Origin of the sequence: Rhodococcus sp. 05-2254-6 (assembly GCF_002258565.1) — a bacterium.
GTDB lineage: Bacteria > Actinomycetota > Actinomycetes > Mycobacteriales > Mycobacteriaceae > Rhodococcoides.
In genome coordinates this window covers 85810-112075 of the sequence record NZ_NOZF01000110.1, presented here as the reverse complement: position 1 = coordinate 112075, position 26266 = coordinate 85810, and the positions used below count along the sequence as shown (strand labels likewise).

Sequence of the window (26266 nt, the reverse complement as noted above, 5' to 3'; positions counted from 1 at the left end):
TCGGGAATCGGGAAAAATTCGGACGGTGCCGAAGCAGAATGCGCCCCGGTCGCTCGACAGCGCACTCACCCTGCGCCGCGTCGCGCGTCAGCAGCGGATCGTCGAGTGGCTGGGGTCGGCGGCTGCGCCGTTGACCTCGCCCGAACTCGCGCAGCGGCTCGGGGTCTCCGTGCGCACCGTCGAACGCGACCTCGCCCGGTTGCGTGAGTCCGGGGTCCCCCTCGATGCGGTGCCGGGTGTGCACGGCGGATCTCGGCTGGCAAGTGTCGCCTCGCCTCGGCCAGTGCGGTTGACCGCCCCCGAGATAGCAGCACTCATCGCCAGCCTCGCCGCTCTGGGGCCCACCGAAACCGACAGTGCCGCATCGGCAATGAACGCTCTGATCGAGGCATTGACCACCGAGTGATCCGGGAGTGGGAATCACCGTTTTTCACGCCACCAGGGTCAGAGTTGCGCAACCAACGCAGGCAATCCCGTCGCGGCCGTGGTGCGCCACCGGTGATCGGCCATGTCCGAGACCTCGGTCTCGACCGGGTTGATCTCGACCACCGTCGCTCCGGCGCTGCGGGCGATCGCGGGCAGCCCGGCGAACGGGTACACCACTCCCGACGTGCCGACGACGAGAACGAGGTCGGCCTCACGAACCGCGTGCTCGGCCGCCTCCCACGCGGCCTCGGGCAAAGATTCGCCGAACCATACCGCTCCCGGCCTGATCAGACCGCCGCACAGCGGGCATTCCGGCGGCGGAACTCGCTGATCGGCCTCGGCCGGGGCGTCGGCCGCACCGTCGTCGAACGATGCTCGTGTTCCACAGTCGCTGCAGTACGGCTCGAACAGACTGCCGTGCACGTGCGCGAGAACCGTGGCCCCGGCCCTCTCGTGCAGGTCGTCGACATTCTGGGTGGCGATGTCCACGTGCGCCCGTTGCTGCCATTGCGCAAGTGCCACGTGACCGGCGTTGGGCTCGGAGCGTCGGACCAATTCGGCTCGCCATCGATACCAGCCCCACACCAGATCGCTGTCGGCCGACCACCCCTCCGGGCTCGCGAGATCTCTGGGGTCGAAGTCCTTCCACAATCCGCTCTGGGCATCCCGAAATGTGGCGATCCCCGACTCGGCGGACATGCCTGCGCCGGTGAGTACGGTGATCCGCGAGGCCTCTCGCGCGGAGTCCACGACGGGCTTCGGAACGGCTACGGGCGACTGGTTCTCGGAAGTGCTCACCCGGTTATTGTGCCGAGCGGTGTGCCACGTCGCGCTACCGTGGTCGCATGAGCATCGACACCACCGCGCGCACTCGACGACGCCGGACACTGTGGTTGGCCGCCGGCGCAGCTGCCGTCGTGGTGGTGGCTGTCGGGGTTCTGTGGCTGGCACCGAGCCGGTACCTCCCGTGGGACACCGAAGCGTTCCCCGAGGTGAGCACCGGCGAGCTGACCGCCGATCAGGCTCGGGTGGTCGAACTCCTGCGTACCGAGCACGAACTGCAGCGTCCGGGCACGTTCTACGCCGAGGGCGTCGAGGAAGCGTGGTGCGCCGATTTCGTCAGCTGGATCATGAAGGAGGCCGGCCTGCCGTTGTCGAACCCCCATTCGGGTTCGTGGCGCATTCCCGGCGTCTACACCCTGCAGGAGTACTACCAGGAGCAGGGACGATTCGAGGCCGTCGGCGACTACACGCCATCGGTGGGCGATGTGGTGCTCTACGACAACACGAGCTTCAGCGGACAACACACCAACGTGATCGTCGCAGTCGACGGCGACGAGGCCGTCACCGTCGGCGGCAACGAGGCCGGCAATATCAGAGTGCACACGCTGCACTACGAATCCGATTCCGGGGTAGTCGGATTCGGTCGACTCCAGAGCTGACGGTCACTCCGGCGGGATTGCATCTGCGTCACCGTACGAACGAGCGCCGCCGTCTCGTTTGGCTCGATAGAGCAACATGTCCGCGCGGTCGAAGCAGTCGTCGACGGACTCCCCGGCACGCAGTGTCGTGTAGCCGGCAGAGAAGTTCTGTCCGTCGGGCACGACCGCCGACAACTCGGCCAGCACGGCCGACATGGTCGTCGCACCCACGCCGGGCATCACCAGAGCGAACTCCTCGCCGCCCCATCTGGCGATGGATCCGCGGCCACCGAGCAGGTCCTCGGCAGCAGCAGAGAACCGAATCAACAGCCGATCTCCGCGTCCGTGCCCGTACTTGTCGTTGTACGACTTGAACCGGTCGAAGTCGAGCATCGCCAGAGCCAATACGACATCGGCACCGCGCGGTGTCGTCAACTGATGGAGCCGATCTCGCCATCCTCGCCGGTTGAGCAATCTGGTGAGGGCATCGGTCTGCGCGGCCTGACGGAGGTCGTCCTCGACGCGCCGACGGTCGGTGGTGTCGTGCACGACGGCCATCGTCCACCGAATGCCCCCGGGGCCAGGAACCTCACTGGCCGAGACCCATCCCCACCGGACCGTGCCGTCCGCATGCAGGTAGCGCTTCTCGACGTGCACCGATTCCCCACGCGCCTTGGCGTCGGCCATGATCTGTTCCATGGCGGCATGCTGGGCCAGATCGTCGGGATGAGTGAACTCGCGAGAGGACCGGCCGGCCAACAGGTGACGGGGACAACCGACGATGGCCGCGTACGCCTCGTTTGCGAGAACCAACAATCCGTTCTCGTCGGCCAGGGCCAATCCGACCGTGCTGGCCTCGAACATCTCCCGATACCAACGTTCGGTGTCGACCATCTTCAGCCGGTCTCTTCCTCGAACAGTGCAAGCCACGTCGAATCGCACGGACCACCGAGAATACTCGGTGCGTCGCACCCGGGCGGCACGTGAGCAGGGCTCTGCCGATCTTGACCTTGACATAGCGTCACGGTTCACACTGAACACATGAGAATCGGATCCCTGGCCGACGCCGCCGGAACGACACCTCGAACAGTGCGGCACTATCACCGTCTCGGCCTGCTCGGTGAGCCACGCCGTCTGTCCAACGGGTATCGCGAGTACACGATCGACGACGTGGTTCGACTCATGAGAATCCGCTGGCTCGCCGATGCCGGAATGCCCCTCGGCGCGATAGCAGCCGCCCTCGACCGGTCCGAGGCGGACGAGAGCAACGTGGTCGCCGATCTACGGGCTCTGCTGGCCGGTATCGAATCGGAGCAGAAAGCGTTGGCGCACAAGCACACTCGACTGTCGGTCCTGCTCGACGACGCCGTCGAGCATCGTCCACTGACCGCTCTTCCGCGCGATGCGGCGGACACACTTGCCGCATTGATCGATGCCGCTGCGGAGACCGAGCGAGAAGCGCTGCTCCGTGAGCGTGACCTGCTCGAGGTGATGGCGATCGCGGGCACCGTCCCCGCATCGTTCTTCGAGACGACGACAGCGGCGCTGGCCGATCCCGGAACCCGGCAGACATACCTGGCGCTCCTGCGTAGATTCAGCGCGCTCGAAGGCCGAGACGTCGACGATGCCGCAGACGACATCGATTCGCTCGCAGCAGAATTGGCCTCGATGCTCGATATCGGCGCTCTTCTCTCGGCTGCGCCCGACGACACTGCCGACGAGACCGGCCCGCTGAGCATCGACGACATCGTGCCCGATCCCGCTCAGCGCGCAGTGATCATCGAAGCCACCGCACGTCTGCAGACCACCGAACCGAGCAGACCGGGTGATAGTCGATGACGGTCGTCGCGACGGTGGACCGAGCGAGCATTGTCTCCGCCCGAATTCACCACCGCTTCGGCGTCGTGTCGCCGACGCTCGACGGCGACCGACTCGTCCTACCGAATCAGGACGGCACCACCGTCGACATCGATTTGTCCTGCGCAACAGTGGTGTCCGTGCCCGCACCCCTGCGGCGGTGGTGGGTCGAGGGTAGTGCCCACTCCTTCGGCCTTCACGTGGACGATCCCGCGGCACTGGTCGCAGCGCTCGGTCGGTCCGCCCCCTCGATCGGATCCGCGTCGGCGCGTCGGAGCAGTCCGGTTGCGAACAACAGCACCATCAAGGCCGCCGCGGTGATACCGGATCCGGCCCAGATGGGCGAGGTGTAGCCGAGACCGGCCGAGATCGTCACACCACCGAGCCACGCGCCCAACGCATTTCCCAGGTTGAACGCGGCGATGTTCGCGCCGGACGCCATCGTCGGAGCGTCGGATGCGAACGACATCACCCGCATCTGCAGCCCCGGGACCGTCGCGAAGCCGAACGCACCCATCAACACGAGGGATGCGATCGTCGCCGGGCGACTCTCCGCGGTGAGCGCGAAGAAGACGAGTACGACGGTCAGTGCACCCAGCAGAATCGTCAGCGATCCGGTGAGGTTGCGGTCTGCTGCCTTGCCGCCGAGGTAATTGCCGACGAACAATCCACCGCCGAACAGCACGAGCAGCCACGGCACCTAACTCGACGCGAAGCCACTGACGTCGGTGAGCGTGAACGCGATGTAGGTGAACGCACCGAACATGCCGCCGTACCCGAGCACCGTGACCGCGATGGACAGCCACACCTGCACCGACCGGAACGCGCGCAGCTCTCGACGCAGATTGCTCACCTCACCGCTCCCGGTGTCACGAGGAACGAGGGCGGCGATACCGATCAGCGCAACGACGCCGATCACCGTGATCGCCCAGAACGTCGAGCGCCAACCGTGGTTCTGACCCAGGAACGTCCCGAACGGAACTCCGAGGACGTTGGCGGCGGTCAGACCGGCGAACATCATGGCGATCGCACCCGCCTTCTTCGCCGGCTCGACGAGGCTGGCCGCCACGACGGCACCGATGCCGAAGAACGCTCCGTGACACAGCGCTGCAACGACGCGGCCGAGCAGCATCATTTCGTAGCTGCTCGACAGTGCGGAGACGAGATTGCCGACGATGAACAGACACATCAGTGCGAGCAGGACACTCTTGCGAGGAAACCGTGTCACGGCGGCGGTGACGAGCAGGGCCCCGACGACCACGGACAGCGCGTAGCCCGTGATGAGCCAACCGGCCGTGGCCTCGCTGACCGCGAAATCGGCCGCGACTTCGGGCAGTAGCCCCATGATGACGAATTCGGTCAAACCGATTCCGAATCCCCCGATGGCGAGGGCGAGCAGGCCGAGTGGCATGTCTGATACTCCTGATTGGAAGATGCGTACGCAATTATCGCGCTATCGCGTGTAGTTGCACGCGCTGAGCAAATGCTTGCATACGCGCTATACATGCGCAAGCCAGACACCGCTGGATCAGACCGAAACCGTCCCCGAACTGGGCATATCGCGGCAAAGCAGACTCCGAGGGTTACTTCACCTCACGTACACGTATTGTTTGCCCCAGAATCCCGTCTTCACCAGAACCGGGTACCACCGTCCGCGACCCCCCGACCGAGTGGTCGATACACAGCCGGGAAGTCACTTCTCCTCCATGCACGTACCCCACAGCAGCACCGATACTTCGGCTTCGGTTGTTCCGGCTCAGGGGGACACCGCTCTTTCGCCCAGCGGACCGCAGCGGCCACCGCAGCGGCACGACCTCGACGGGCTGCGCGGCGTGGCCATCGCGCTCGTTGTCGTATTCCACATCTGGATGGGTCGGGTGTCGGGAGGCGTCGATGTATTTCTCACCCTGTCCGGCTTCTTCTTCACCGCATCTCTGCTGAGATCGGCCGAGGCCGGGGCGAGCCTGAATCCGTTCACCCGGATCACTCGGGTGCTGCGCAGGCTCGGGCCTCCCCTGCTGATCACGCTGGCCGCGGTTGCCGTCGCATCGGTATTCCTGCTGCCGCGCACTCGCTGGGCCGACCTGGGCGATCAACTCGTATCCGGCGTCTTCTACTACGTGAACTGGCAGCTGGCGACCACCGCGAACGACTACCTTGCGGCCGACCCCTCGGTGAGCCCTCTTCAGCACCTGTGGTCGGTGGCCGTCCAGTTCCAGTTCTATCTACTGGCCATCGCTGTCGTGTTCGGTCTCGCGTGGATACGACGCACCGTGCGTCCCGACGGACCACGAAGCTTTCGACCGCTGACGTTCGCGGTGATATTCGCCGTCATCGCGGTGGTCTCCTTCGTGTACGCAGCGGACGGTGTGCAACGCCACCAGGCGTGGAACTACTACGACACCGGTGCCCGGCTGTGGGAAATCATGCTCGGAGCCGCAGTCGCCGCCGTGTTCGCCGCACGCAGCGGCGAGCCGTCCACCGAGCCGTCCTCCGATGACACCCGAACGCGGTCGCAGCTACGCGGGGCCCTTGCCGGTATCGGAATAGCGGTCATCGTCGCGTGCGGCTTTCTCGTGGACGGTGTATCGGCGTTTCCCGGTCCCCTGGCCCTGATTCCGGTGCTGGCCACCCTCGCGTTGATCGTCGCGGGCTCCGAGACCGCAGTGGCGGCCACGCTCTCCAACCGGTTCTTCGCCTGGCTCGGATCCATCGCGTTTCCGCTGTACCTGTGGCACTGGCCGCTGCTGATCTTCTACCTGTCGGCCACCGGCCGACCTCACGCCGACGTTCTCGGCGGTCTCGGCATCGTCGGAGCCTCGGTTGCATTGGCATGGCTCACCGTCCGCCTCGTCGAGCGACCCACGCAGTCGCCGACATTCACGCCGGCACGCATCGCGGTGACTGCGACTGCGGCGATCGCTGCCGTCACGGTGACGGCAGGGTCGATCGGATGGAACTTCCACATCGACCGGTCGATCAACGCCGTGCAAGCCGACGGATCGGTCGACGAGCAGACTCACCCCGGAGCGCTCGAACTGACCGACGGGATTCGCGTGGAGCCGGCCGACGTCAGTCCCCCGCTGTACTCCGCCCCCGAGGATCTGCCGGCCACCACCCTCGAGGGCTGCATCGCGGACTTCGAGACGCGCGACGCGGTCTCGTGTACCTACGGCGACGTCGACTCGGACCGGACGATCGTGCTTGCAGGCAGCTCGCACGCCGAACACTGGGTGACCGCCCTCGACACGCTCGGTCTCCGGCACGGCTTCGCGGTCGTCACGTTCTTGAAGATGGGCTGCCCGCTGAGCACGGACACGATGCCGATGCTCGGCCCCAACGAATACCCCGACTGCCTGGACTGGACACAGACCGTGCTGGCCGAGGTGGCCGAGATGCAACCCGACTACCTGTTCACCACCGCCACCCGGCCCAGGGAAGACGCGCCCGGCGACTTCACACCGCCCTGGTACGCCTCGGTGTGGCAGCAACTGACCGCGAACGGCGTCGGAATTCTGGGCATCCGAGACACCCCGTGGCTCGCGTATCGGGCCATCGACTGCCTCGCCGATGGCGGCACGGCCGCCTCCTGCGGTATCCCGAGGGACGAGGCGCTGGACCCCGTCAACCCGGCCCTGGCCTCCTCGTTCCAGCTGCCCGGGTTCTCTGCTCTCGACCTGTCCGATGCGGTGTGCGACGACACCGTGTGCCGCGCCGAGCAGGGGAACGTTCTGATCTACCGTGACGAACACCATCTGACCGCCACCTACGTGCGAACGCTCACCACCGAGCTGGGCCGACAGATCGGATCGGCCACCGGCTGGTGGGCCGGACCGTGATCGGAGTCGGTCCAAGGCCAGGGGCATGCGGCTCGCGCTCGGTAAGCCCGGGCCCAGCCGCCACAGTAGGGTTGATCCATGCTGCACGAAGCCTCCGACGACACGCCTGCCATCGCAGTATGGCCGGGATCCGCTTATCCGCTCGGCGCGACCTACGACGGAGCAGGAACCAATTTCGCATTGTTCTCCGAGGCCGCTGAGGCCGTGGATCTGTGCCTGATCGCCGCTGACGGAACCGAGACCCGCATCCGTTTCGAGGAGTCCGACGGCTACGTCTGGCACGCGTATCTGCCCACGGTGGAACCGGGTCAGCGCTACGGCTACCGCGTGCACGGCCCGTGGGATCCAGCGGCCGGGCACCGCTGCGATCCGAGCAAGCTGCTCGTCGATCCGTACGGCAAGGCGTTCGAGGGATCGTTCGACGGCGACCGATCGCTGTTCTCGTACAACATGGATGCGCCGGCTCCCGAACCCGAGGCCGCGGTACCGACCGACGACGAATCCGCGGATTCACTCGACTCCGAGGCACCGTTCGAGGACACCACCGATCTCACCGATCCCGACGACGAGATCATCGAGGACGCTCCCCTCGCGCACGACGACGCGCCGAACAACGACTTCCCCCAGCACGATTCGCTCGGACACACGATGACCACCGTCGTCATCAACCCTTTCTTCGACTGGCAGGCCGATCGCGCCCCCAAGCGCCCGTACCACGAGACGGTGATCTACGAGGCCCACGTCAAGGGCATGACGATCAACCATCCCGACATCCCCGAAGCCGAGCGCGGCACCTACGCGGGCCTGGCGCATCCGGTGATCATCGACCACCTCAACCACCTCGGTGTCACGGCCATCGAGCTCATGCCGGTGCACCAGTTCATGCAGGATCAGGTTCTGCTGGACAAAGGGCTGCGAAACTACTGGGGCTACAACACGTTCGGCTTCCTGGCCCCGCACGCGGAGTACTCCTCACACAAGTCCCCCGGTGCCGCCGTCACCGAGTTCAAGGCCATGGTTCGTTCGTTCCACGCCGCAGGCATCGAAGTGATCCTCGACGTGGTCTACAACCACACCGCCGAGGGCAACCACATGGGCCCGACCATCAGCTTCCGCGGGATCGACAACGCCGCGTACTACCGGCTCGTCGACGGCGACCTCGAGCACTACATGGACTACACCGGAACCGGCAACAGCCTCAATGCGCGACACCCGCACACGCTGCAGCTCATCATGGACTCACTGCGCTACTGGGTCACCGAGATGCACGTGGACGGATTCCGATTCGACCTCGCGTCCACCCTGGCGCGCGAACTGCACGACGTCGATCGCCTGAGCGCGTTCTTCGATCTGGTGCAACAGGATCCGGTCGTCAGCCAGGTGAAGCTGATCGCCGAGCCCTGGGACGTGGGCGAAGGCGGCTACCAGGTCGGCAACTTCCCCGGCCTGTGGACGGAGTGGAACGGCAAGTACCGCGACACCGTCCGCGACTACTGGCGGGGTGAGCCGGCCACGCTGGGCGAGTTCGCGTCGAGGCTGACCGGATCCTCGGATCTGTACGAGGCCACCGGCCGTCGCCCCGGTGCCAGCATCAACTTCGTCATCGCGCACGACGGGTTCACGCTCAACGATCTGGTGTCGTACAACGACAAGCACAACGACGCCAACGGTGAGGACAACAACGACGGCGAGAGCCACAACCGCTCGTGGAACTGCGGTGTGGAAGGCCCGACGGACGATCCGGAGATCCTGGACCTGCGTGCCCGCCAGATCCGCAACATCATGGCGACGTTGCTGCTCAGCCAGGGCACGCCCATGATCGCCCACGGCGACGAGATGGCGCGTACTCAGCAGGGCAACAACAATGTCTACTGCCAGGACTCCGAACTCGCCTGGATGGACTGGTCGTTGGCCGAGAAGAACGCCGAACTGATCGAGTTCACCCGCAACGCCATCTCGCTGCGCGCAGAGCATCCGGTGTTCCGGCGTCGACGATTCTTCGAGGGCCGCCCCATTCGCACCGGCGAGCAGGCCCGAGACATCGCCTGGCTCACTCCGGCGGGCGAGGAGATGACCCCGGAGGACTGGGACAGCGGTTTCGGCAAGTCGCTGACGGTCTTCCTCAACGGTGACGGAATCCCGGAACCGAACCAGCGCGGCGAGCGCGTCGTCGACGACTCGTTCCTGTTGTGCTTCAACGCACATCACGAGACCATCGAGTTCGTGACCCCGGACGGGAACTACGCCAAGGAATGGACTGTGGCGCTGAACACCGCGTCGCGAACCGGGACAAGTGAGAAATCGATCGAAGCGGGTACACCCGTGGAAGTCACCGCTCGTTCCCTGCTCGTTCTACGAAAGACTGCCTGACATATGCCGCTGCCCACCAGTACATACCGGTTACAACTGCGGGGCGATGCCTTCACCCTGGCCGACGCCTCCGACGTGGTCGACTACCTCCACGACCTCGGGGTCACCCACCTGTATCTGTCGCCCATCCTGACTGCGACCGAGGGCTCGACCCACGGCTACGACGTCACCGACACCGCCACGGTCTCGGCCGCACTGGGTGGCCGGGAAGCGTTGACGCAGTTGCATTCTCGCGCGGCAGAGCTGGGCATGGGGATCATCGTCGACATCGTCCCCAACCACGTCGGAGTGGAGGACCCGCGGCAGAACGCATGGTGGTGGGACGTGCTGCGACGCGGCCGTGACTCCGACTACGCGACGTACTTCGACATCGACTTCGGAGCCGACAACGGCGTCGACGGCAAGATCGCCATTCCGGTTCTCGGTAGCGCGAGCGACGTCGGCGAACTGACCGTCGACCGCTCCGAGGACCAGCCTCTGCTCGCGTTCTACGAGCACCGCTTCCCCATCGCCGACGGCACGGACAGCGGCGACGCGCAGGCCGTACACGATCGTCAGGCGTACCGACTGGTGAGCTGGTCCGATGGACTGATCGGGTACCGACGGTTCTTCTCGGTGAACGGCCTGGCAGGAATTCGGCAGGAAGACCTCGACGTCTTCACCGACTCCCATCGCCAGGTGGCCAGTTGGATCGAGGACGGTCTGATCGACGGACTTCGCGTCGACCATCCCGACGGCCTGGCCGACCCGGCCGGCTACCTCACCGAACTACGCGGGCTCCTCGGCCCCGACCGGTGGCTGGTCATCGAGAAGATTCTGGCCGACGGCGAACCGCTGGACGAATCGCTCCCCGTCGACGGCACGACCGGATACGACGCTCTGGCCGCGGTCGGCGGAGTCTTCGTCGATCCCGAGGGCGTGCACGCGCTCACCGCACTTTCTCAGGTGCGCTCGGGCATCGCCTACGACAGCGAGACGCTGCACGAGACGGAACTCGACCTCAAGACCGGTGTCGCCCGCGGGGATCTGTCCCCGGAGGTGCGACGCCTCGCCCGGGCGGTCGTACGGGAGTCCGGCACCACCGTCGAACTCGAGTCCGTCATCGACGCGATCGTCGCTGTCGTCGCGGCCGTCCCCGTGTACAGGACCGACTATGCACCGCTGGCCCGCGTACTGCCCGGCGTGATCGCGGACATCGACGAGGAGCAGCCCGAATTGGCAGCCGGCCTCGGTGCGTTGACGACAGCTCTCATCGGCGGTGCCGAATCGCCGGTGCGATTCGATCAGGTGTGCGGTGCCGTCACCGCCAAGGGCGTCGAGGACTGCCTGTTCTACCGCGCCAACCGGCTCATCTCGTTGCAGGAGGTCGGCGGCGATCCCAGCCGATTCGGTTGCAGCACAGAGTTCTTCCATCTCACCAATGCGGACCGCGCGAAGCGATGGCCGGCGGCGATGACGACGCTGTCGACTCACGACACCAAGCGAGGCGAGGACGTGCGAGCGCGCATCGGCGTGCTGTCGCAGACTCCCGAGCTGTGGGCCCGATGCATCACGGACTGGGAAGAACTGACCCCGAGTCCCGACGGCACCACCGGAATGTTCTTGTGGCAGAACCTGTTCGGAGTTTGGCCGGCGGACGGCGTGGTCACCTCCTCGTTGCGTGAACGCGTCCATGCCTACGCGGAGAAGGCGATTCGCGAGGCCGCCCTTCGCACCACGTGGACCGATCCGGACGAGGAATTCGAGTCCGCGGTACACAGCTGGCTGGATGCGATCTTCGACGGTGCCGTCGCCCGTTCGATGTCGATGCTCGTCGAGAAGCTCGCTCCGCACGGCCATTCCGACGCTCTGGGCCAGAAGCTGTTGAATCTGGCCGGACCCGGCATCCCCGATGTGTACCAGGGCACCGAGCTGTGGGAGGACTCGCTCGTCGACCCCGACAACCGCAGGCCCGTCGACTACTCGGTTCGTCGATCGATGCTCGCCGCGTCGAACCCCGCTGCGCTCTCGGTCGATACGGGTGCCGCCAAGCTCGCCGTCGTTCGCTCCGCCCTGCACGTGCGACGCGAGCGACCCGCGAGTTTCGTCGGCGGAACCTACGCACCCATCGTCGCGGACGGATCCGCAGCCGAGCACCTCGTCGGATTCGCACGTGGCCCACTGCCCGGCAACGCCGACGTGGTGGCACTGGCCACCCGGCTCTCCCTCGGTTTGGCCGAGCAGGGGTGGGGCGAGACGACCGTGACCCTGCCCGACGGTCGCTGGCGCGATCGGCTCACCGACGTCGAACACACCGGCACCGTGTCGGTGGCCGAGGTGTTCGCCTCGCTCCCGGTCGCACTTCTGGTGCGCGACAACGAAGGAACGGTGACACAGTGACGTCTCCCGCAGTGACATCACCGGCAGTGACATCGGCAGCAGCAACTCGTCGGTTCCAGGTCTGGGCACCGACCCCCGAGACGGTCCGGCTCCAACTCGACGACACGGTGCATCCGATGCAGCGCTCCTCGAACGGGTGGTGGCACGCGGATGTCGAGTGCAGCCCGACGAGTCGTTACGGCTTCCTGCTCGACGACGCAGACAAGGCCCTCCCGGATCCGCGGTCGCCGCGGCAGCCCGACGGAGTCCACGAGCTGTCCCAGGTCTTCGACGTCGATCCGACGCTGTGGACCGACGCGGCCTGGACCGGCCGGCAGCTGCCCGGCTCGTCGATCTACGAACTGCATATCGGCACGTTCACCGACGAGGGCACGTTCGATGCGGCCGTCACCAAGCTCGATCATCTCGTCGATCTCGGCGTGACGTTCATCGAGATCATGCCGGTCAACGGGTTCAACGGCGTGCACAACTGGGGCTACGACGGTGTTCTCTGGTACACCGTGCACGAGGCGTACGGCGGCCCGGAAGGCTTGCAGCGCTTGGTCGATGCGTGCCACGGCCACGGCATCGGCGTCGTTCTGGACGTGGTCTACAACCACCTCGGCCCGTCCGGCAACTACCTCGACCGCTTCGGCCCGTACATGACCGAGGGTGCCAACAGTTGGGGCCAGGCGATCAACTACGCCGAGGCCGACTCGGGCGAGGTGCGGCGCTACGCCCTCGACAACGCGCTGCGATGGTTCTCCGAGTTCCACATCGACGCGCTGCGACTCGACGCGGTGCACGCGATCGTCGACCACACTGCGATACACCTCCTCGAACAGCTCTCGATCGAAACGCGAAGCCTCTCCTCTCATCTGGGTCGGCCACTGACCCTGATCGCCGAGAGCGATCTCAACGATCCGATGCTGATCACTGCTCGATCGGGTGGCGGTTACGGACTCGATGCCCAGTGGGACGACGACATCCACCACGCGATCCATGCCGCGGTCTCCGGTGAGCGGCAGGGTTACTACGGTGATTTCGGTTCACTGCAGGGGCTTGCGAACACGCTGCGGCAGGGCTTCTTTCACGCCGGAACGTACTCGAGTTTCCGCGGTCGCGTCCACGGTCGCCCACTGGACACCCGGCGTATCCCGGCCAGTTCCCTGGTGACCTACACGACCACACACGATCAGGTGGGCAACCGTGCGATCGGCGACCGACCGGGCTTCTACCTCTCCCCCGGCCAGCTCGCGATCAAGGCCGCCCTGGTGCTGACCTCCCCCTACACTCCGATGCTGTTCATGGGCGAGGAATGGGGAGCGTCTACGCCGTTCCAGTTCTTCACCTCGCACCCCGAGCCCGAGCTGGGCAAGGCCACCGCAGAGGGGCGCAAGGCGGAGTTCGCCGAGCACGGTTGGGACAAGAGCGATATCCCCGATCCGCAGGATCCCGAGACGTTCACGCGGTCGAAGCTGAACTGGTCGGAGTTGGGCGACGGCGATCATGGGCGACTGTTGGCCGTCTACCGCGATCTGTTGCGGCTGCGTCGTGACCGTACCGAACTGACCGATCCGTGGCTCGACCACGTGAAGGTGGAGTACGACGAGGACGCGCAATGGATCGTCGTACGCCGAGGCCGCATCAGCGTGGTGTGCAACCTGTCCGAATCCGCGGTGACGGTGCCGGTCGGCGGCTCCGCACTGCTCGAGTGGGAGCCGACGACCTCGGACGAGACCGGCTCTGCCACCACGGTTCCCGGTCACTCCGTCGTCGTGCTGGAGTCCTGACGCTCACGTAGATTGACCAGGACGAACACGGCGGTGATCGCCAGCACCACCGCGGTGGCGACGGCCGCGACATGCATGCCCGACACGAACGCAGCATGCGCGGAATCGAGCAGAACCGTCGCCACCGAGTCCGGCAACTCACGAGCCACCGCATCCGCGCCGCCGAGTGTCTCCCCTGCCCTGGCTCCGAGTTCGGGGGTCAATTGGGTGACGTCGATTCCGCGGCGGAAGATGGCCATGACCACGGTGCCGAGTACGGCGACACCCAACGCGATACCCAGCTCGTATGCGGTCTCCGACACCGCCGAGGCCGCTCCCGCTCGTTCGGGTTCGACGGAGCTGACGACCAACTCGGAGGTCAGCGTGAGCGCCACACCGACCCCGGCTCCCACCAGGACGAATCCTGCGATGAACAACGCCGGTCCGCTGTCGGTCGCGAGTCCGACCAGGATGCCTGCGCCCGCGGCGGCGACGATCATCGCGACGCCGAGAACCGTTCCCGCGCTGAAGTATCGAACCAGGACCGCGACCAGCAGTGAGGTGACGATACTGGCGGCGGTGCCGGGCAGCAGCAACAATCCGGCTTCGAGTGGGCTGTTGCCGAGCACGAGCTGCAGGTACTGCGAGCCGAAGAACAACACCCCGGCGAGGGCGAACACCGACAGGAAGTTCGTGGCCACGCCCGTCGAGAACGCCCGGTTGGCGAACAGTCGTAGGTCGATCATCGGGGCGGCAAGCGTCCGCTGACGACGGACGAACACGTACCCGGCGATGACGCCGACCACCGCGGAGAGCAGGTAGACCACGTCGAATCCATGTGCCGCAGTCTCTTTCACCGCGAACACCACGGGGACGATGGCAAGCATCGACAGTGCCGAGCTCGTCAGGTCGAAGCGCCCCGGGTTCGGATCCTTGGACTCGGGGATGACCAGGGGCCCGAGCGCGATCAGCACGATCATCACGGGGATGTTGATGAGGAACACAGATCCCCACCAGTAATGCTCGAGCAGCCAGCCGCCCACGAGCGGGCCTGCGGCGGCACCGCCGCCTGCCATCGCGCCCCACACGCCGATCGCGGCGACGCGTTGACGCGGGTTCAGGAAGATGGTCCTGATCAGGCCGAGAGTCGCGGGCATCAGAGTTGCGCCGGAGATGCCCTGCAGCACCCGGGCGGCGATGAGCATCTCGGCGCTGGTCGACACCGCGGCGACGAGCGAGGCGAGGCCGAAGCCCGCTGCTCCGATCAGCAGCAGTCGACGACGACCGATTCGGTCGCCGAGCGTGCCCATGGTGATGAGCAGGCCGGCAAGGACGAACGAGTAGACGTCGATGATCCACAGCAGCTGATTGCTGGTGGGTGCCAGATCCGCGCTGACGAACGGCAGGGCCAGATCGAGGACGGTGCCGTCCACAGCGATGAGCAGCACCGCGAAGGCAAGCACCACCAACCCGAGCCAATCTCGGGGGCCGGCCCGATGCTCGGACGCTCCGTCGACCTCGTGCACCGAACCGGTGCGCACGTCACTCACCACGATCTCCTACGTTCTGCGCTCGACGACCGGGTAGGTGGCCGAAGCGACGACAGGCACCGACCGTCCAGCCGGTACAGTGATCGAGAGTACCGCGAACCGTCCAGCCGGTAAAGTGAGTTTCATGTCATCGGACACCCGCGACCGAATACTCGACGCACTCGAATCGATGCTGATCGAACACGGCATGACCAAGGTGACCCTCGACAGTGTCGCCGCCGCCGCAGGCGTCTCCAAGGGCGGCTTGCTCTATCACTTCAAGACCAAGGACGCCCTGGTTGCCGCCATGGTGAGGCGACTCGGTGCCCAGGCCGATCAGCAGCGCGCCGACGCCGCAGCGGGGGGCACCTCGGTGTCCGAGTGGTATCTGCAACCACCCGACTCCATCTCCGAGAAGGAGATCGCTCTGTATCGATCGACCCTGGCCGCGTTGCGCAGCGTCGACGGTAATTCCGGCGAGGTGCAGGACGCCGTCACGGAGATGATGCGATTGTGGGACGAGGGGCTACGCGCCGAAATCGACGACCCCGTTCAGGCCGAGATCATCCGACTCGTCGGCGACGGCATCTACCTCGGAGCCCTCCTCGATCTCCCGGGCGTGGACCCCGAACTGCACCGACAGGTGGTCGATCGCCTCCTCGGCCGGTAACGCCGCAGGTAGGTGCGGTGGGCCGACTCAGGTCAGGTAGCGGTACACCGGAGAGCCCGGCTCCAGCTGCTCGACGTGCAGGTGCGAATTCCGCATACGTTCGAGCAGCGGGCTCAATCCGGTCGCCGACCCGAGTTCGACGCCCACCAGAGCCGCACCGGTCTCGCGGTTGTTGCGCTTGACGTACTCGAACAACGTGATGTCGTCCTCGGGGCCGAGCACCTCGTCGAGGAATCGGCGCAGCGCCCCGGGTTCCTGCGGGAAATCGACCAGGAAGTAGTGCTTGAGCCCCAGGTGGACCAGAGAGCGCTCGAGGATTTCGCCGTAACGGGAGACGTCGTTGTTACCACCCGAGACCAGGCACACGACGGTACTGCCGGGGGCGATGTCGAGGTGCTCGAGCGCAGCCACCGCGAGTGCGCCCGCGGGCTCGGCGATGACGCCCTCGTTCTGGTACAGCGCCAGCATCGCCGTGCAGGTCGCGCCCTCGTCGATCTGCGTGATCAGGAACGCGCCCGGGCCCGCACTTTCGAACACCGGCGCAGTGAGCAGCGGCAACGAGGCATGCGAGACCACACTCGCTCCCAGCGACCGCAGCGCGGCGTACGGCACGTCTCCGATGCGGCGGACGGCAGCTCCGTCGACGAACGGATCGATGTCGGCGAGTGTCACCGGACCACCGGCGATCAGTGCGGCGGTCATCGACGCGGCTCCGGACGGCTCGACGCCGACCAGTGAGGTCTGCGGTGCTCGCTCACGCAGGTAGCTCGAGATGCCCGCGATGCATCCGCCGCCGCCGACCGGCATCACGACGACATCCGGCGCGCCGCCGAGCTGGTCGACGATCTCGGCGGCGATGGTGCCCTGGCCGGCCACGGTTCGGGGGTCGTCGAACGGCGGCACCATCGTGGCACCGGTACGAGCGACATCCTCGGCAGCCGCGGCAGCCGCCGCGTCGAACGTGTCGCCGATGACGATGAGATCGACGAATTCCCCTCCGTGCACCCGGATGCGGTCACGCTTCTGCTTGGGGGTGTTGGCCGGGACGTAGATCCTCCCCCGCACCTGCATCGTGCGGCACGCGAATGCGACGCCCTGTGCGTGGTTCCCGGCGCTCGCCGTCACCACGCCCACGGCGCGCTCGGCATCCGTCAGCTGATCCATCAGGTTGTATGCGCCGCGAATCTTGTACGACCGCACGATCTGCAGGTCCTCGCGCTTGAGGTAGACCTTTGCGCCCGTCTCCGCAGACAGCCGCTCGCACAACTGCAGGGGTGTCGCGGCCACCACCGAAGAAATTCGCACCGCAGCGGCATCGATGTCGGCAGCGGTGACGGCTACCGACGATGAGTGCTGGGAGGCGAGTTCAGGGGATGAAGACACCAGGACATGCTGCCACCAGCGTGGAACGGTTGCCCATCCGGGACCGTTCCACGACCGGTGCAGACACTCCTCAGGCGCGCGAGAGAACCAGAACCGGTATCTCGCGGTCGGTCTTCTTCTGGTACTCGGCGTAGTCGGGGTACGCGGCAACCGAGCGTTCCCACCACACGGCCTTCTCGTCGCCGGTCACTTCACGTGCGATGTAGTCGTGCTTCTCGGGACCGTCCTGTAGCTCGACCAGTGGCTCGGCCTTGACGTTGTGGTACCAGACGGGGTGTTTCGGCGCGCCGCCGAGGGAGGCGACGATGGCGTACTCGCCGTCGTGTTCGACCCTCATCAACGGCGACTTGCGAAGCTTGCCGCTCTTGTTGCCCTTCGTGGTCAGCAGCACGACCGGCATACCGTTCATCATCGTGCCTTCGGTTCCGCCGGAGTTCTCGTACAGCTCGGCCTGCTCGCGGGCCCAGTCGGATGAACTCGGTTCGTATTCTCCTGTCAATGGCATGGCGTTCAGTCAACACCCACCGACGTTGCGACGCCAGGAGATCGGCAACAATGCCAGGCCGGAGCCCAAGTTCGGTGGACCGAATCTTTTGTTGGGTATAGTCTGAACTTCGCGCAGCGGAGACCCGAATCTGCCGGTGGCACCAGAGGAGAACGCGATGACCTACACGAGCACCCAGGTGACCCGTCGACCCGCTCCTACCCTGCGCACCGCGGACGTGGCAGGCATCGCATGGCCGGTCTACAAGCTCGAAGCCCTCGCACTCGGACTTCTCGTGTTCGCCGCGACCCTCGTCATCGCCGGCTCGCTGCAGGCAGCCGTGCTGGCCGGCGCAGCGGTCGCCGTAGTCGCCTGGTGGACGCTGCGGCTGACCGAGTTGGGTTCGACCGGGCCGGCCTCAGCCCGTCAGGCAGCCCGGCCCCAGTAGCGCCTTCAGGTCGCCCATCAACGCCGAGGTCGGCGTCACCCTCAGGCTGTCGTCCAGCTTCATCGTGGTGATCTTGTCGCCGCTGACCAACCGCAGATGGACGTCCGAGGTCCCTGGGTGACTGATCAACACCCGCTTGAGCGCGCCGACCTTGTCGGCGGTGCACAGTCGCGTCGGTAGACTCACCGCGAGCGGCTTGTCGATACCGATGGCCGAAAGATCGGGCACCGCAAGGTCGTTCGCGATCAAGGAAACCCGGTCGTCACGCACCGAAACCCGACCCTTGACCAGCACCACCGAATCCTCGGTGACATCGGCACCGAACACCGAGTACGCCTGCGGGAAGAACAGCACCTCGATACCACCGGCCAGGTCCTCGAGCTGAGCCGACGCCCACGTCAGACCGTTCTTGTTGATCCGACGGTTCACCGAGGCCAGAATGCCGCCCACAGTCACCTGGGTGCCGTCCTTGATGTCACCCTCGAGGATGGTCGGGATGTTGCAGTCGGACTTCGCCGCCAACATGTGCTCGACGCCCAGGAGCGGGTGGCCCGAGACGTAGAGACCGAGCATCTCGCGCTCGAGGGCGAGCCGATGCTTGGATTCCCACTCCTCGTCCGGCACTCGGACGTTGAACACCGCGGAGATGGACTCGTCGGCGTCCTCCCCGCCGAACAGGTCGAACTGGCCGATCGCCTCGGCCTTCTTGGTACCCATCACCGCGTCGATCGCATCGGCGTGAATGAGCATCAGACCTTTGCGCGGATGATCGAGTGAGTCGAAAGCACCTGCCTTGATGAGAGATTCGGTGACCTTCTTGCTGCACGCGACCGCGTCGATCTTGCCTAGATAGTCGGAGAAGTCGGTGTACTTCGACTTCTCCGATCGCGCCCTGATGATCGACGCGACCACATTGGTACCGACGTTGCGGACAGCGCCGAGACCGAACCGGATGTCCTTGCCCACCGACGCGAAGTTGAGTTCGGACTCGTTGACGTCCGGCGGCAACACCGTGATCCCGAGCTTGCGGCAATCGGCCAGGTAGATCGCAGCCTTGTCCTTGTCGTCGCCGACACTGGTGAGCAGGCCGGCCATGTACTCGGCCGGGTAGTTGGCCTTGAGGTACGCCGTCCAGTACGACACCAGGCCGTAGCCCGCGGAGTGAGACTTGTTGAACGCGTAGCCCGCGAAGGGCAGCACGGTGTCCCACAGCGCCTTGATGGCCGCCTCGGAGAAGTCGTTGTCCAACATGCCCTGCCGGAACCCGGCGTACGCCTTCTCGAGCTCGGAGAGCTTCTTCTTACCCATGGCACGACGCAGCAGGTCAGCTTGGCCCAGGGTGTAGCCGGCCACCTTCTGCGCGAGCTGCATGATCTGCTCCTGGTAGACCACCAGGCCGTACGTCTCGCCGAGAATCACCTTGAGCGGCTCTTCGAGCTCCGGGTGAATCGGCTTGACCTCTTGCCTACCGTTCTTGCGGTCGGCGTAATCGTTGTGCGAGTTCATGCCCATCGGACCGGGCCGGTACAGCGCCAGGACGGCGACGATGTCCTCGAAACCGGTGGGCTGCATGCGCCGGAGCAGATCGCGCATGGCACTGCCGTCGAGCTGGAAGACGCCGAGAGTGTCTCCGCGAGAGAGCAAGTCGAAGGTCGCCGGGTCGTCGAGCGGGAGAGCGTCGAGGTCGATGTCGATGCCGCGGTTGGCCTTGATGTTGTCGATGGCATCACCGATGACGGTGAGGTTGCGCAGGCCCAGGAAGTCCATCTTGAGCAGGCCGATGGCCTCGCACGACGGGTAGTCCCAGCCGGTGATGATCGCGCCGTCCTGCGCGCGCTTCCACACCGGAATCGCGTCGGTGAGCGGCTCGGAGGACATGATGACCGCGCAGGCGTGCACGCCTGCGTTGCGAATCAGGCCCTCGAGTCCCTTGGCCGTCTTGTAGATGGTCGCGACGTCGGGGTTGGAGTCGATCAGCGCTCGAACCTCGACGGCTTCCTTGTAGCGCTCGTGCGACGGATCGGTGATGCCCGCCACGGAGATGTCCTTGGCCATGATGGGCGGCGGCAGCGCCTTGGTGATCTGATCGGCGATCCCGAAGCCGGGCTGGCCGAACTGCACTCGGGCCGAGTCCTTGATCGCGGCCTTGGTCTTGATGGTGCCGAACGTGATCACCTGGGCGACGCGATCGCTGCCCCACTTCTCGGTGGCGTAGCGGACCATCTCACCGCGGCGACGATCGTCGAAGTCGATATCGATATCGGGCATCGACACACGCTCGGGGTTGAGGAATCGCTCGAAGAGCAGGCCGTGCGGCAGTGGGTCGATGTTGGTGATGCCCATGGCGTACGCGACCAACGATCCGGCGGCGGAACCTCGGCCCGGCCCGACGCGGATGCCGACGGCTTTGGCGTGGTTGATCAGGTCGCCGACCACGAGGAAGTAGGCCGGGAAGCCCATCTCGAGGATGACCTTGATCTCGTACTCGGCGCGTGCCAGGTAGTCCTCGGCCGGGCCGTCGGGGAACCGACGCTCGAGTCCGGTCATGACCTCGTGGCGCAACCAGGTGCCCTGGGTGTGACCCTCGGGCACGGGGAAGATCGGCATGCGGTCGCGGTGCGCCCACACCTCGTCGTAGGGCTGTACTCGCTCGGCGATGAGCAGGGTGCTGTCGCAGGCACCGGGCACCTGGTCGTCCCAGAGCTCGCGCATCTCGGCGGCGGACTTGAGGTAGTAGCCGTCACCGTCGAACTTGAAGCGAGTGGGATCGCTGAGCGTCTTGCCGGTCTGGATGCACAGCAGCGCCTCGTGGTTCTCGGCGGCGTCCTTGGTGACGTAATGGCAGTCGTTGGTGGCCAACGGCGGGATCGAGAGCTTCTTGCCGATGTCGAGCAGGCCTTCCCGGACGCGTCGCTCGATGGACAGGCCGTGATCCATCAATTCGAGAAAGAAGTTCTCCGGACCCCAGATCTCGCGCCATTTGGCAGCGGCCTCGAGCGCCTCACGATCCTGGCCGAGTCGCAACCGAGTCTGCACCTCACCCGACGGGCAGCCGGTGGTGGCGATGATGCCCTCCGCGTGCTGGGCGATGATCTCCTCGTCCATCCGGGCCCACTTGCCCAGCTGACCCTCGATGGAGGCGAGCGAGGACAGCTTGAACAGGTTGCGGACTCCGGTGGCGTTCTCGGCGACCATCGTCATGTGCGTGTACGCACCGCTACCGGAGACGTCGTCGGACTTCTGGCTGCGGTCGCCCCACAGCACACGCTTCTTGTTGAATCGGGACTCGGGCGCGATGTAGGCCTCGATGCCGATGATCGGCTTGATCCCGGCCTTATTTGCCTCGTTGTAGAACTCGCTGGCCCCGTACATGTTGCCGTGGTCGGTCATGCCGACTGCCGTCATCTCCAACCGTGCTGCCTCGGCGAACATCGCGCCGATCTTGGCGGCACCGTCGAGCATCGAATATTCGGTGTGGTTGTGCAGATGAACGAACGAATCGGCCACGAAGGTTCTCTCCTGAAGGTCGTGCGTCGGCGTGAATACGCGCCGCGAACGTACTCACTGTAAGCGGTCGAACCGACAGAATTTTCACGCTGCCGGTGTGTCCTGGGAGGACGTGACAGGTGTGACGGATGCGACGAGAAATCGCCTCATCGGGTCGGCACGGGACCGTCGTCCGGGAGCGGACCGACGACGTCGACGTGCTCCGGCAGGAGCGGCTCGACTGCGAACTTGCCGGACACCGCATCCGGCGGAAGCGCCTGCACCGCTCGCACATCGGCGCGGCCGGCCAGCTCGCTCAACTCGGCTGGGGTCGCGCGCACCACCAACGTCACCACACACGCACACCCGTCGAGCAGACGTTGCTGCGAGACTGCGGCGATCTGCGCCTGCCGGTCCCCCGCCCCGAACGATTCGGTCGCCAGGCTCGCTGCCCGCGCGGTCGAATTCAGTACCGAGCGTTCGCTGCCCGGCACGCCGACGGTCAGTATCGGGGTCTGCACACGATCGAGCGGAACACGCACGAGCACCTGCGAGATACGAATCCCGTCGGCGACGGCATAGGCCTGTTGGGCGGTGAGTTCGCGATCGAACGACACCGATCCCCACCGAGGTTCGGTGTTGTCGCTGCGCAGGCTCGCCTCGGCGCGGGCCAGGTAGTCGACCACCTGCTCGCCGCTGTCCGGGCCGAGCCGGTCGGTGCCCACGCCCAGCTGTCGTACCGGGTTGAGGTGCCCGATCACCGCGAGCGCCACGAACACGAGTGCCGCGGCAACGACACCGCCCAGCACTCCCCTGGTGCGCATCACGCCTTCCGAAGCACCTCGAGTGCGTGCTCGAGGTCGGCCGGATACTTGCTCTCGATCTCCACCCAGCGGCCGTCGGACGGATGCGCGAAGCCGAGCGACCGCGCATGCAGCCACTGCCGCTCCAGGCCCAACCGTTCGGCCAGCCGCGGATCGGCACCGTAGGTCAGATCGCCGCAGCACGGATGACGCAGAGCCGAGAAGTGCACCCGAATCTGGTGCGTGCGACCGGTTTCCAAGTGCACGTCCAGCAGGCTCGCGGCCTGGAACGCCTCGACCGTGTCGTAGTGGGTGACGCTGGGCTTGCCGTCGGCACGGACGGCGAACTTCCAGTCGTTGCTGCCGTGTCGACCGATCGGGGCATCGATCGTTCCACTGCTCGGATCCGGATGCCCCTGCACCAGTGCGTGGTAGCGCTTGTCGATCGTGCGCGCCTTGAACGCCCGCTTGAGCACGGTGTACGCCCGCTCGGACGTGGCGACCACCATGACCCCGGACGTGCCGACGTCGAGGCGGTGCACGATGCCCTGACGCTCGTGCGCACCGGAGGTCGAAATTCGGAAACCGGCGGCCGCGAGACCGCCGATGACGGTGGGTCCGGTCCAGCCGACGCTGGCATGCGCGGCGACCCCGACGGGCTTGTCCACGGCCACGATGTCGTCGTCGGCGTAGAGGATGTCCATCCCCTCGACCGGCTCCGCCTCGATCGTCAACTCACGGGCCGGCTCGGGCAGCGTCACTTCGAGCCACGACCCAGCGGCCAACCGATCGGACTTGCCGACGGCACCGGCATCGACCAGAACCGAGCCCTCCTCGGCCAGCGCCGCGGCGACGGTACGCGAGAGCCCGAGCAACCGAGCGAGACCGGCGTCCACCCTCATTCCGTCCAGACCGTCGGGCACCGGCATCGAGCGCGATTCCCTCACTTGTCGGCCTCGGCTGCGGCATCGGAGTTCGCCTTGGTCACCCGTTCACCGTTCGGCTCGAACCCGAACAGGCTCAGGACGACGAGGAGGATCGCACCACAGACGATGGACGAATCGGCAACGTTGAACACCGGCCACCAGCCCACCGACACGAAGTCGACGACGTGTCCCTGGAACGGACCCGGGGCACGGAAGAATCGGTCGATCAGGTTGCCGAGCGCGCCGCCGAGAACCAGACCCAATCCCAGTGCCCACCACGGCGATCGCAGCGTCCGACCGATCTTGATCACTCCGATGACGACCGCCACTGCCACGACCGTGAGCAACCAGGTCATGCCGGTGGCCATCGAGAACGCCGCACCGGGATTACGCACCAGCCGCAACGTCACGACGTCTCCGACGATCGAAATCGGGTTGCCGGGCTTGACGTAGTGCACCACCACGATCTTGGTCACGAGGTCGAACAGCAGAATCACGGCCGCGATCGCGACCAGCAACCGCGTCTTGAGCGGCTTCGGAACTCGACTCGCGGCGCTGTCGGTATCGGTCACCTGCGAGTCCGCGGTCTCGTTCGGTGCCGGAACACTACTCGTCTCGGCTGGCGGATCGTCGGCGCGGTCTTCACTCACCTGTCCATCATGGCGTATGGACGGCGGCGGGTCCTCATCCGTGCCGCGCACCACCGGTCGCCACGGGCGGTGTCAGTAGCCTGGTGGCCGTGAAGTCGACCGATCGTTTCCGCACCGTCCGCTCCGGCACCGTCCGCTCCGGTTTCCTCGCTGCCTGCTGTGCACTGGTTCTCGTCGCCGGATGTTCGAGCGCCGACACCGACACCGATCCCGCTCCCGAGCAGGCGGCGTCCTCGAACGAGGTGACGATCGCCGTGACGCCGACGACCACCACCGTGGTCGACCCCGGCACCGAGCCGCGACGCGTACTGGCCTTCGAAACCTCCGACGCGAACGAGCAGAACGTGGACCTCACCACCACCTCCACCGTCTCGCAGCAGATCAGCGACGGGGCTCCACAGGACTTCTCCAGCCCCGAACTGACCGTGCCCCTGTCCGCATCGACGTCCGATACCGTCCCGGACGACGACGCCTCGACCGGCGCTACCCGGTCCGTCGAGCTGACCATCGGAGCTGCGACGTCGCCCGACGAGGGCCTGACCGACGCACTCTCCGCATCCGAGGGCTCGTCGGCACGGCTGGCGACCACCGACTCGGGAGCGATCACCGCACTGCACATCACCCCCGCCGACGCCGCGCTCGACACCGCCCGCGCGGCGATCGAACGCTCGTTGAACGCCGCGGTGTACCGCTCCGTCGACTTCCCCGAAGCAGAGGTGGGAGTGGGCGCGACATGGACCGTCGATCAACAGGTACTGAGCGGCATCACGTTGAACCAGCGCACCACGGTCACGCTGCGCGCACTCGACGGTGACCGAGCGACCCTGGACGTCGCGATCACCCAGACGCCCGAATCGACCACCTGGAACCTGCCCGACGACGCAGGGACGCTCAATATCGAGACGTACACGTTCACCGGCTCGGGAACGCTCGAGATCGATCTGACCCGACCACTTCCCGTCGGCGGATCGATCACCGCAGGTGGCGAGCAGATGTACACCGACCCCGAAAGCACAACCGTGCTGCGTCAGACCGTCGGAGATTCGATCACCTGGGCCGCCCGATGACCGGGCGGACCGCGACGCAGCTGCTGGCGGCGCTGTCTGTCCTCGGCGTCGCCGCGTCCGGGTGCAGCGCAGACGAGCCGGCCCCGACCCCTGCACCCGCGCCCAGCTCCGTCCCCGCACCCGATCCCTTGCTCGGTGCCCCCATCACCGACTCCGGCGTCCTCGCCGCAGCGATGTTGGGTCTCGGCGACCTCCCGGACGGCTTCTCCTCGATTCCCGACCCCGTTCAGGATCTCGGTCTCGATCCGGCTCCCGAGTACGACTCCCCCGACGAGTCCGGTACCGATCCTGCCGAGTGCGCTGCGGTACTGGCACCGATCTCGGAGCAGCGGGGCGGTGCGGCGTCGAACGCAGTCGTCCGCTTCTCGGGACCGAACTTCTCCTCGATCGACGAGGACGCGGCGAGTTACCCCGATACGGGCACGGCCGAGGCCTTCACGGCGATCCAGCAGGCGTGGGTGGGGTGCACGACGTTCAGCGGCACGGATGCGGACGGGGTGAGCGTCGACTACGCGTTGGCGGGCCGGGAGCAGTCGACGGTCGGTGACGCGTCGGCCTCGGTACGCCTGACCACCAGCAGTGAAGGGTTCACCTTGGTCTCCGATGTGGTGGTGGCCGTGGTCGACTCGACCGTCGTCCAGATCGTCGTCTCGGATCAGGCCGGCCTGGAACCGGAGACCGTCACCGCTGTCGCCGAGGCTGCCGTCGAACGCATTCGATCGGTGACACCGAGCATGTGAATCGAGCCGGGCCCACGAAAAACTGCCGGTGACACGT

The 26266-nt window shown here is 66.1% G+C and carries 20 protein-coding genes and 1 pseudogene; 11 read left to right on the top strand and 10 right to left on the bottom strand.

Annotated features, from left to right (window positions below; translation table 11 throughout):
• The first annotated feature begins 25 nt into the window (after positions 1-25).
• Positions 26-406: a helix-turn-helix transcriptional regulator gene (locus CH256_RS14080; protein ID WP_231893909.1), complete on the top strand. Its 381-nt coding sequence runs from the start codon at positions 26-28 to the stop codon at positions 404-406.
• A gap of 38 nt (positions 407-444) precedes the next feature.
• Here the strand turns inward: CH256_RS14080 and CH256_RS14075 are convergent, their stop codons facing one another.
• Complete coding sequence (locus tag CH256_RS14075; RefSeq protein WP_094640109.1) at positions 445-1224, bottom strand: SIR2 family NAD-dependent protein deacylase; 780 nt, start codon at positions 1222-1224, stop codon at positions 445-447.
• A gap of 47 nt (positions 1225-1271) precedes the next feature.
• Between CH256_RS14075 and CH256_RS14070 the strand changes: the two genes are divergently transcribed.
• On the top strand, positions 1272-1868 hold the full coding sequence (locus CH256_RS14070) for a CHAP domain-containing protein (protein WP_094669875.1): 597 nt from the start codon (positions 1272-1274) through the stop codon (positions 1866-1868).
• Positions 1869-1871: 3 nt separating this feature from the next.
• Here the strand turns inward: CH256_RS14070 and CH256_RS14065 are convergent, their stop codons facing one another.
• On the bottom strand, positions 1872-2741 hold the full coding sequence (locus CH256_RS14065; RefSeq protein WP_179272106.1) for a GGDEF domain-containing protein: 870 nt from the start codon (positions 2739-2741) through the stop codon (positions 1872-1874).
• A gap of 147 nt (positions 2742-2888) precedes the next feature.
• Between CH256_RS14065 and CH256_RS14060 the strand changes: the two genes are divergently transcribed.
• Positions 2889-3686, top strand: a complete 798-nt coding sequence (locus tag CH256_RS14060; RefSeq protein WP_068051886.1) for a MerR family transcriptional regulator — start codon at positions 2889-2891, stop codon at positions 3684-3686.
• A gap of 214 nt (positions 3687-3900) precedes the next feature.
• Here CH256_RS14060 and CH256_RS14055 read toward each other — a convergent pair.
• Positions 3901-5115: pseudogene (locus tag CH256_RS14055) on the bottom strand (MFS transporter).
• Positions 5116-5410: 295 nt separating this feature from the next.
• On the opposite strand from CH256_RS14055, the gene CH256_RS14050 reads away from it, so the two are divergent.
• From CH256_RS14050 to treZ, 4 genes are all read left to right on the top strand, one after another.
• On the top strand, positions 5411-7543 hold the full coding sequence (locus CH256_RS14050; RefSeq protein ID WP_094669873.1) for an acyltransferase family protein: 2133 nt from the start codon (positions 5411-5413) through the stop codon (positions 7541-7543).
• A gap of 78 nt (positions 7544-7621) precedes the next feature.
• Positions 7622-9913, top strand: a complete 2292-nt coding sequence (gene glgX, locus CH256_RS14045; protein ID WP_094640114.1) for a glycogen debranching protein GlgX — start codon at positions 7622-7624, stop codon at positions 9911-9913.
• A gap of 3 nt (positions 9914-9916) precedes the next feature.
• Positions 9917-12292 carry a malto-oligosyltrehalose synthase gene (treY, locus tag CH256_RS14040; RefSeq protein ID WP_094640115.1) on the top strand — a complete coding sequence of 792 codons (2376 nt, stop codon included), beginning with the start codon at positions 9917-9919 and terminating at the stop codon, positions 12290-12292.
• A gap of 26 nt (positions 12293-12318) precedes the next feature.
• The gene (treZ, locus tag CH256_RS14035) at positions 12319-14064 is read left to right on the top strand and encodes a malto-oligosyltrehalose trehalohydrolase (protein ID WP_094669897.1); all 1746 of its coding nucleotides are present in this window, start codon (positions 12319-12321) and stop codon (positions 14062-14064) included.
• Here the strand turns inward: treZ and CH256_RS14030 are convergent.
• On the bottom strand, positions 14037-15593 hold the full coding sequence (locus CH256_RS14030; protein WP_373454823.1) for an MFS transporter: 1557 nt from the start codon (positions 15591-15593) through the stop codon (positions 14037-14039). The genes treZ and CH256_RS14030 overlap by 28 nt on opposite strands.
• Positions 15594-15717: 124 nt before the next feature.
• On the opposite strand from CH256_RS14030, the gene CH256_RS14025 reads away from it, so the two are divergent.
• Complete coding sequence (locus CH256_RS14025; RefSeq protein WP_068051915.1) at positions 15718-16242, top strand: TetR/AcrR family transcriptional regulator; 525 nt, start codon at positions 15718-15720, stop codon at positions 16240-16242.
• 27 nt (positions 16243-16269) lie between these two features.
• On the opposite strand, the gene ilvA is transcribed toward CH256_RS14025, so the two are convergent.
• Together ilvA and CH256_RS14015 are read right to left on the bottom strand one after the other, a co-directional pair.
• Positions 16270-17625, bottom strand: coding sequence for a threonine ammonia-lyase IlvA (ilvA, locus tag CH256_RS14020; protein WP_094640116.1), 1356 nt, complete (start codon positions 17623-17625; stop codon positions 16270-16272).
• A gap of 70 nt (positions 17626-17695) precedes the next feature.
• Positions 17696-18130 (bottom strand): nitroreductase family deazaflavin-dependent oxidoreductase, encoded by a 435-nt coding sequence (locus CH256_RS14015; RefSeq protein ID WP_068051906.1) that lies wholly within the window; start codon positions 18128-18130, stop codon positions 17696-17698.
• Between the two features lie 157 nt (positions 18131-18287).
• Here CH256_RS14015 and CH256_RS14010 point away from each other — a divergent pair, with 157 nt between their 5' ends.
• Positions 18288-18557: a hypothetical protein gene (locus tag CH256_RS14010; protein ID WP_094640117.1), complete on the top strand. Its 270-nt coding sequence runs from the start codon at positions 18288-18290 to the stop codon at positions 18555-18557.
• Here the strand turns inward: CH256_RS14010 and dnaE are convergent.
• From dnaE to lspA, 4 genes are all read right to left on the bottom strand, one after another.
• Entirely contained in the window at positions 18528-22064 is a 3537-nt protein-coding gene (gene dnaE, locus CH256_RS14005) for a DNA polymerase III subunit alpha (protein WP_094669872.1), read from the bottom strand. The two genes, CH256_RS14010 and dnaE, sit on opposite strands and share 30 nt — an antisense overlap.
• 146 nt (positions 22065-22210) lie before the next feature.
• Positions 22211-22867 (bottom strand): hypothetical protein, encoded by a 657-nt coding sequence (locus tag CH256_RS14000; RefSeq protein ID WP_094669871.1) that lies wholly within the window; start codon positions 22865-22867, stop codon positions 22211-22213.
• Complete coding sequence (locus tag CH256_RS13995) at positions 22867-23793, bottom strand: RluA family pseudouridine synthase (protein WP_094640119.1); 927 nt, start codon at positions 23791-23793, stop codon at positions 22867-22869. Before CH256_RS13995 ends, CH256_RS14000 begins: the two co-directional genes overlap by 1 nt.
• Positions 23790-24422: a signal peptidase II gene (lspA, locus tag CH256_RS13990; RefSeq protein ID WP_068051928.1), complete on the bottom strand. Its 633-nt coding sequence runs from the start codon at positions 24420-24422 to the stop codon at positions 23790-23792. Before lspA ends, CH256_RS13995 begins: the two co-directional genes overlap by 4 nt.
• An 89-nt stretch (positions 24423-24511) precedes the next feature.
• Here lspA and CH256_RS13985 point away from each other — a divergent pair, with 89 nt between their 5' ends.
• Together CH256_RS13985 and CH256_RS13980 are read left to right on the top strand one after the other, a co-directional pair.
• The gene (locus tag CH256_RS13985; protein WP_255183229.1) at positions 24512-25489 is read left to right on the top strand and encodes a hypothetical protein; all 978 of its coding nucleotides are present in this window, start codon (positions 24512-24514) and stop codon (positions 25487-25489) included.
• Positions 25486-26229 carry a hypothetical protein gene (locus tag CH256_RS13980; RefSeq protein WP_068051932.1) on the top strand — a complete coding sequence of 248 codons (744 nt, stop codon included), beginning with the start codon at positions 25486-25488 and terminating at the stop codon, positions 26227-26229. Before CH256_RS13985 ends, CH256_RS13980 begins: the two co-directional genes overlap by 4 nt.
• Positions 26230-26266 lie beyond the last annotated feature (37 nt).

What these genes read in the sequence shown, in the direction of transcription:
- CH256_RS14010 (WP_094640117.1), top strand. Translation starts at nt 18,288, where the DNA reads ATGACCTACACGAGCACCCAGGTGACCCGTCGACCCGCTCCTACCCTG.
- CH256_RS14015 (WP_068051906.1), bottom strand. Translation starts at nt 18,130, where the DNA reads ATGCCATTGACAGGAGAATACGAACCGAGTTCATCCGACTGGGCCCGC.
- CH256_RS14050 (WP_094669873.1), top strand. Translation starts at nt 5,411, where the DNA reads ATGCACGTACCCCACAGCAGCACCGATACTTCGGCTTCGGTTGTTCCG.
- CH256_RS14000 (WP_094669871.1), bottom strand. Translation starts at nt 22,867, where the DNA reads ATGCGCACCAGGGGAGTGCTGGGCGGTGTCGTTGCCGCGGCACTCGTG.
- glgX (WP_094640114.1), top strand. Translation starts at nt 7,622, where the DNA reads ATGCTGCACGAAGCCTCCGACGACACGCCTGCCATCGCAGTATGGCCG.
- CH256_RS14070 (WP_094669875.1), top strand. Translation starts at nt 1,272, where the DNA reads ATGAGCATCGACACCACCGCGCGCACTCGACGACGCCGGACACTGTGG.
- treY (WP_094640115.1), top strand. Translation starts at nt 9,917, where the DNA reads ATGCCGCTGCCCACCAGTACATACCGGTTACAACTGCGGGGCGATGCC.
- CH256_RS14060 (WP_068051886.1), top strand. Translation starts at nt 2,889, where the DNA reads ATGAGAATCGGATCCCTGGCCGACGCCGCCGGAACGACACCTCGAACA.
- CH256_RS14025 (WP_068051915.1), top strand. Translation starts at nt 15,718, where the DNA reads ATGTCATCGGACACCCGCGACCGAATACTCGACGCACTCGAATCGATG.
- CH256_RS14065 (WP_179272106.1), bottom strand. Translation starts at nt 2,741, where the DNA reads ATGGTCGACACCGAACGTTGGTATCGGGAGATGTTCGAGGCCAGCACG.
- CH256_RS13980 (WP_068051932.1), top strand. Translation starts at nt 25,486, where the DNA reads ATGACCGGGCGGACCGCGACGCAGCTGCTGGCGGCGCTGTCTGTCCTC.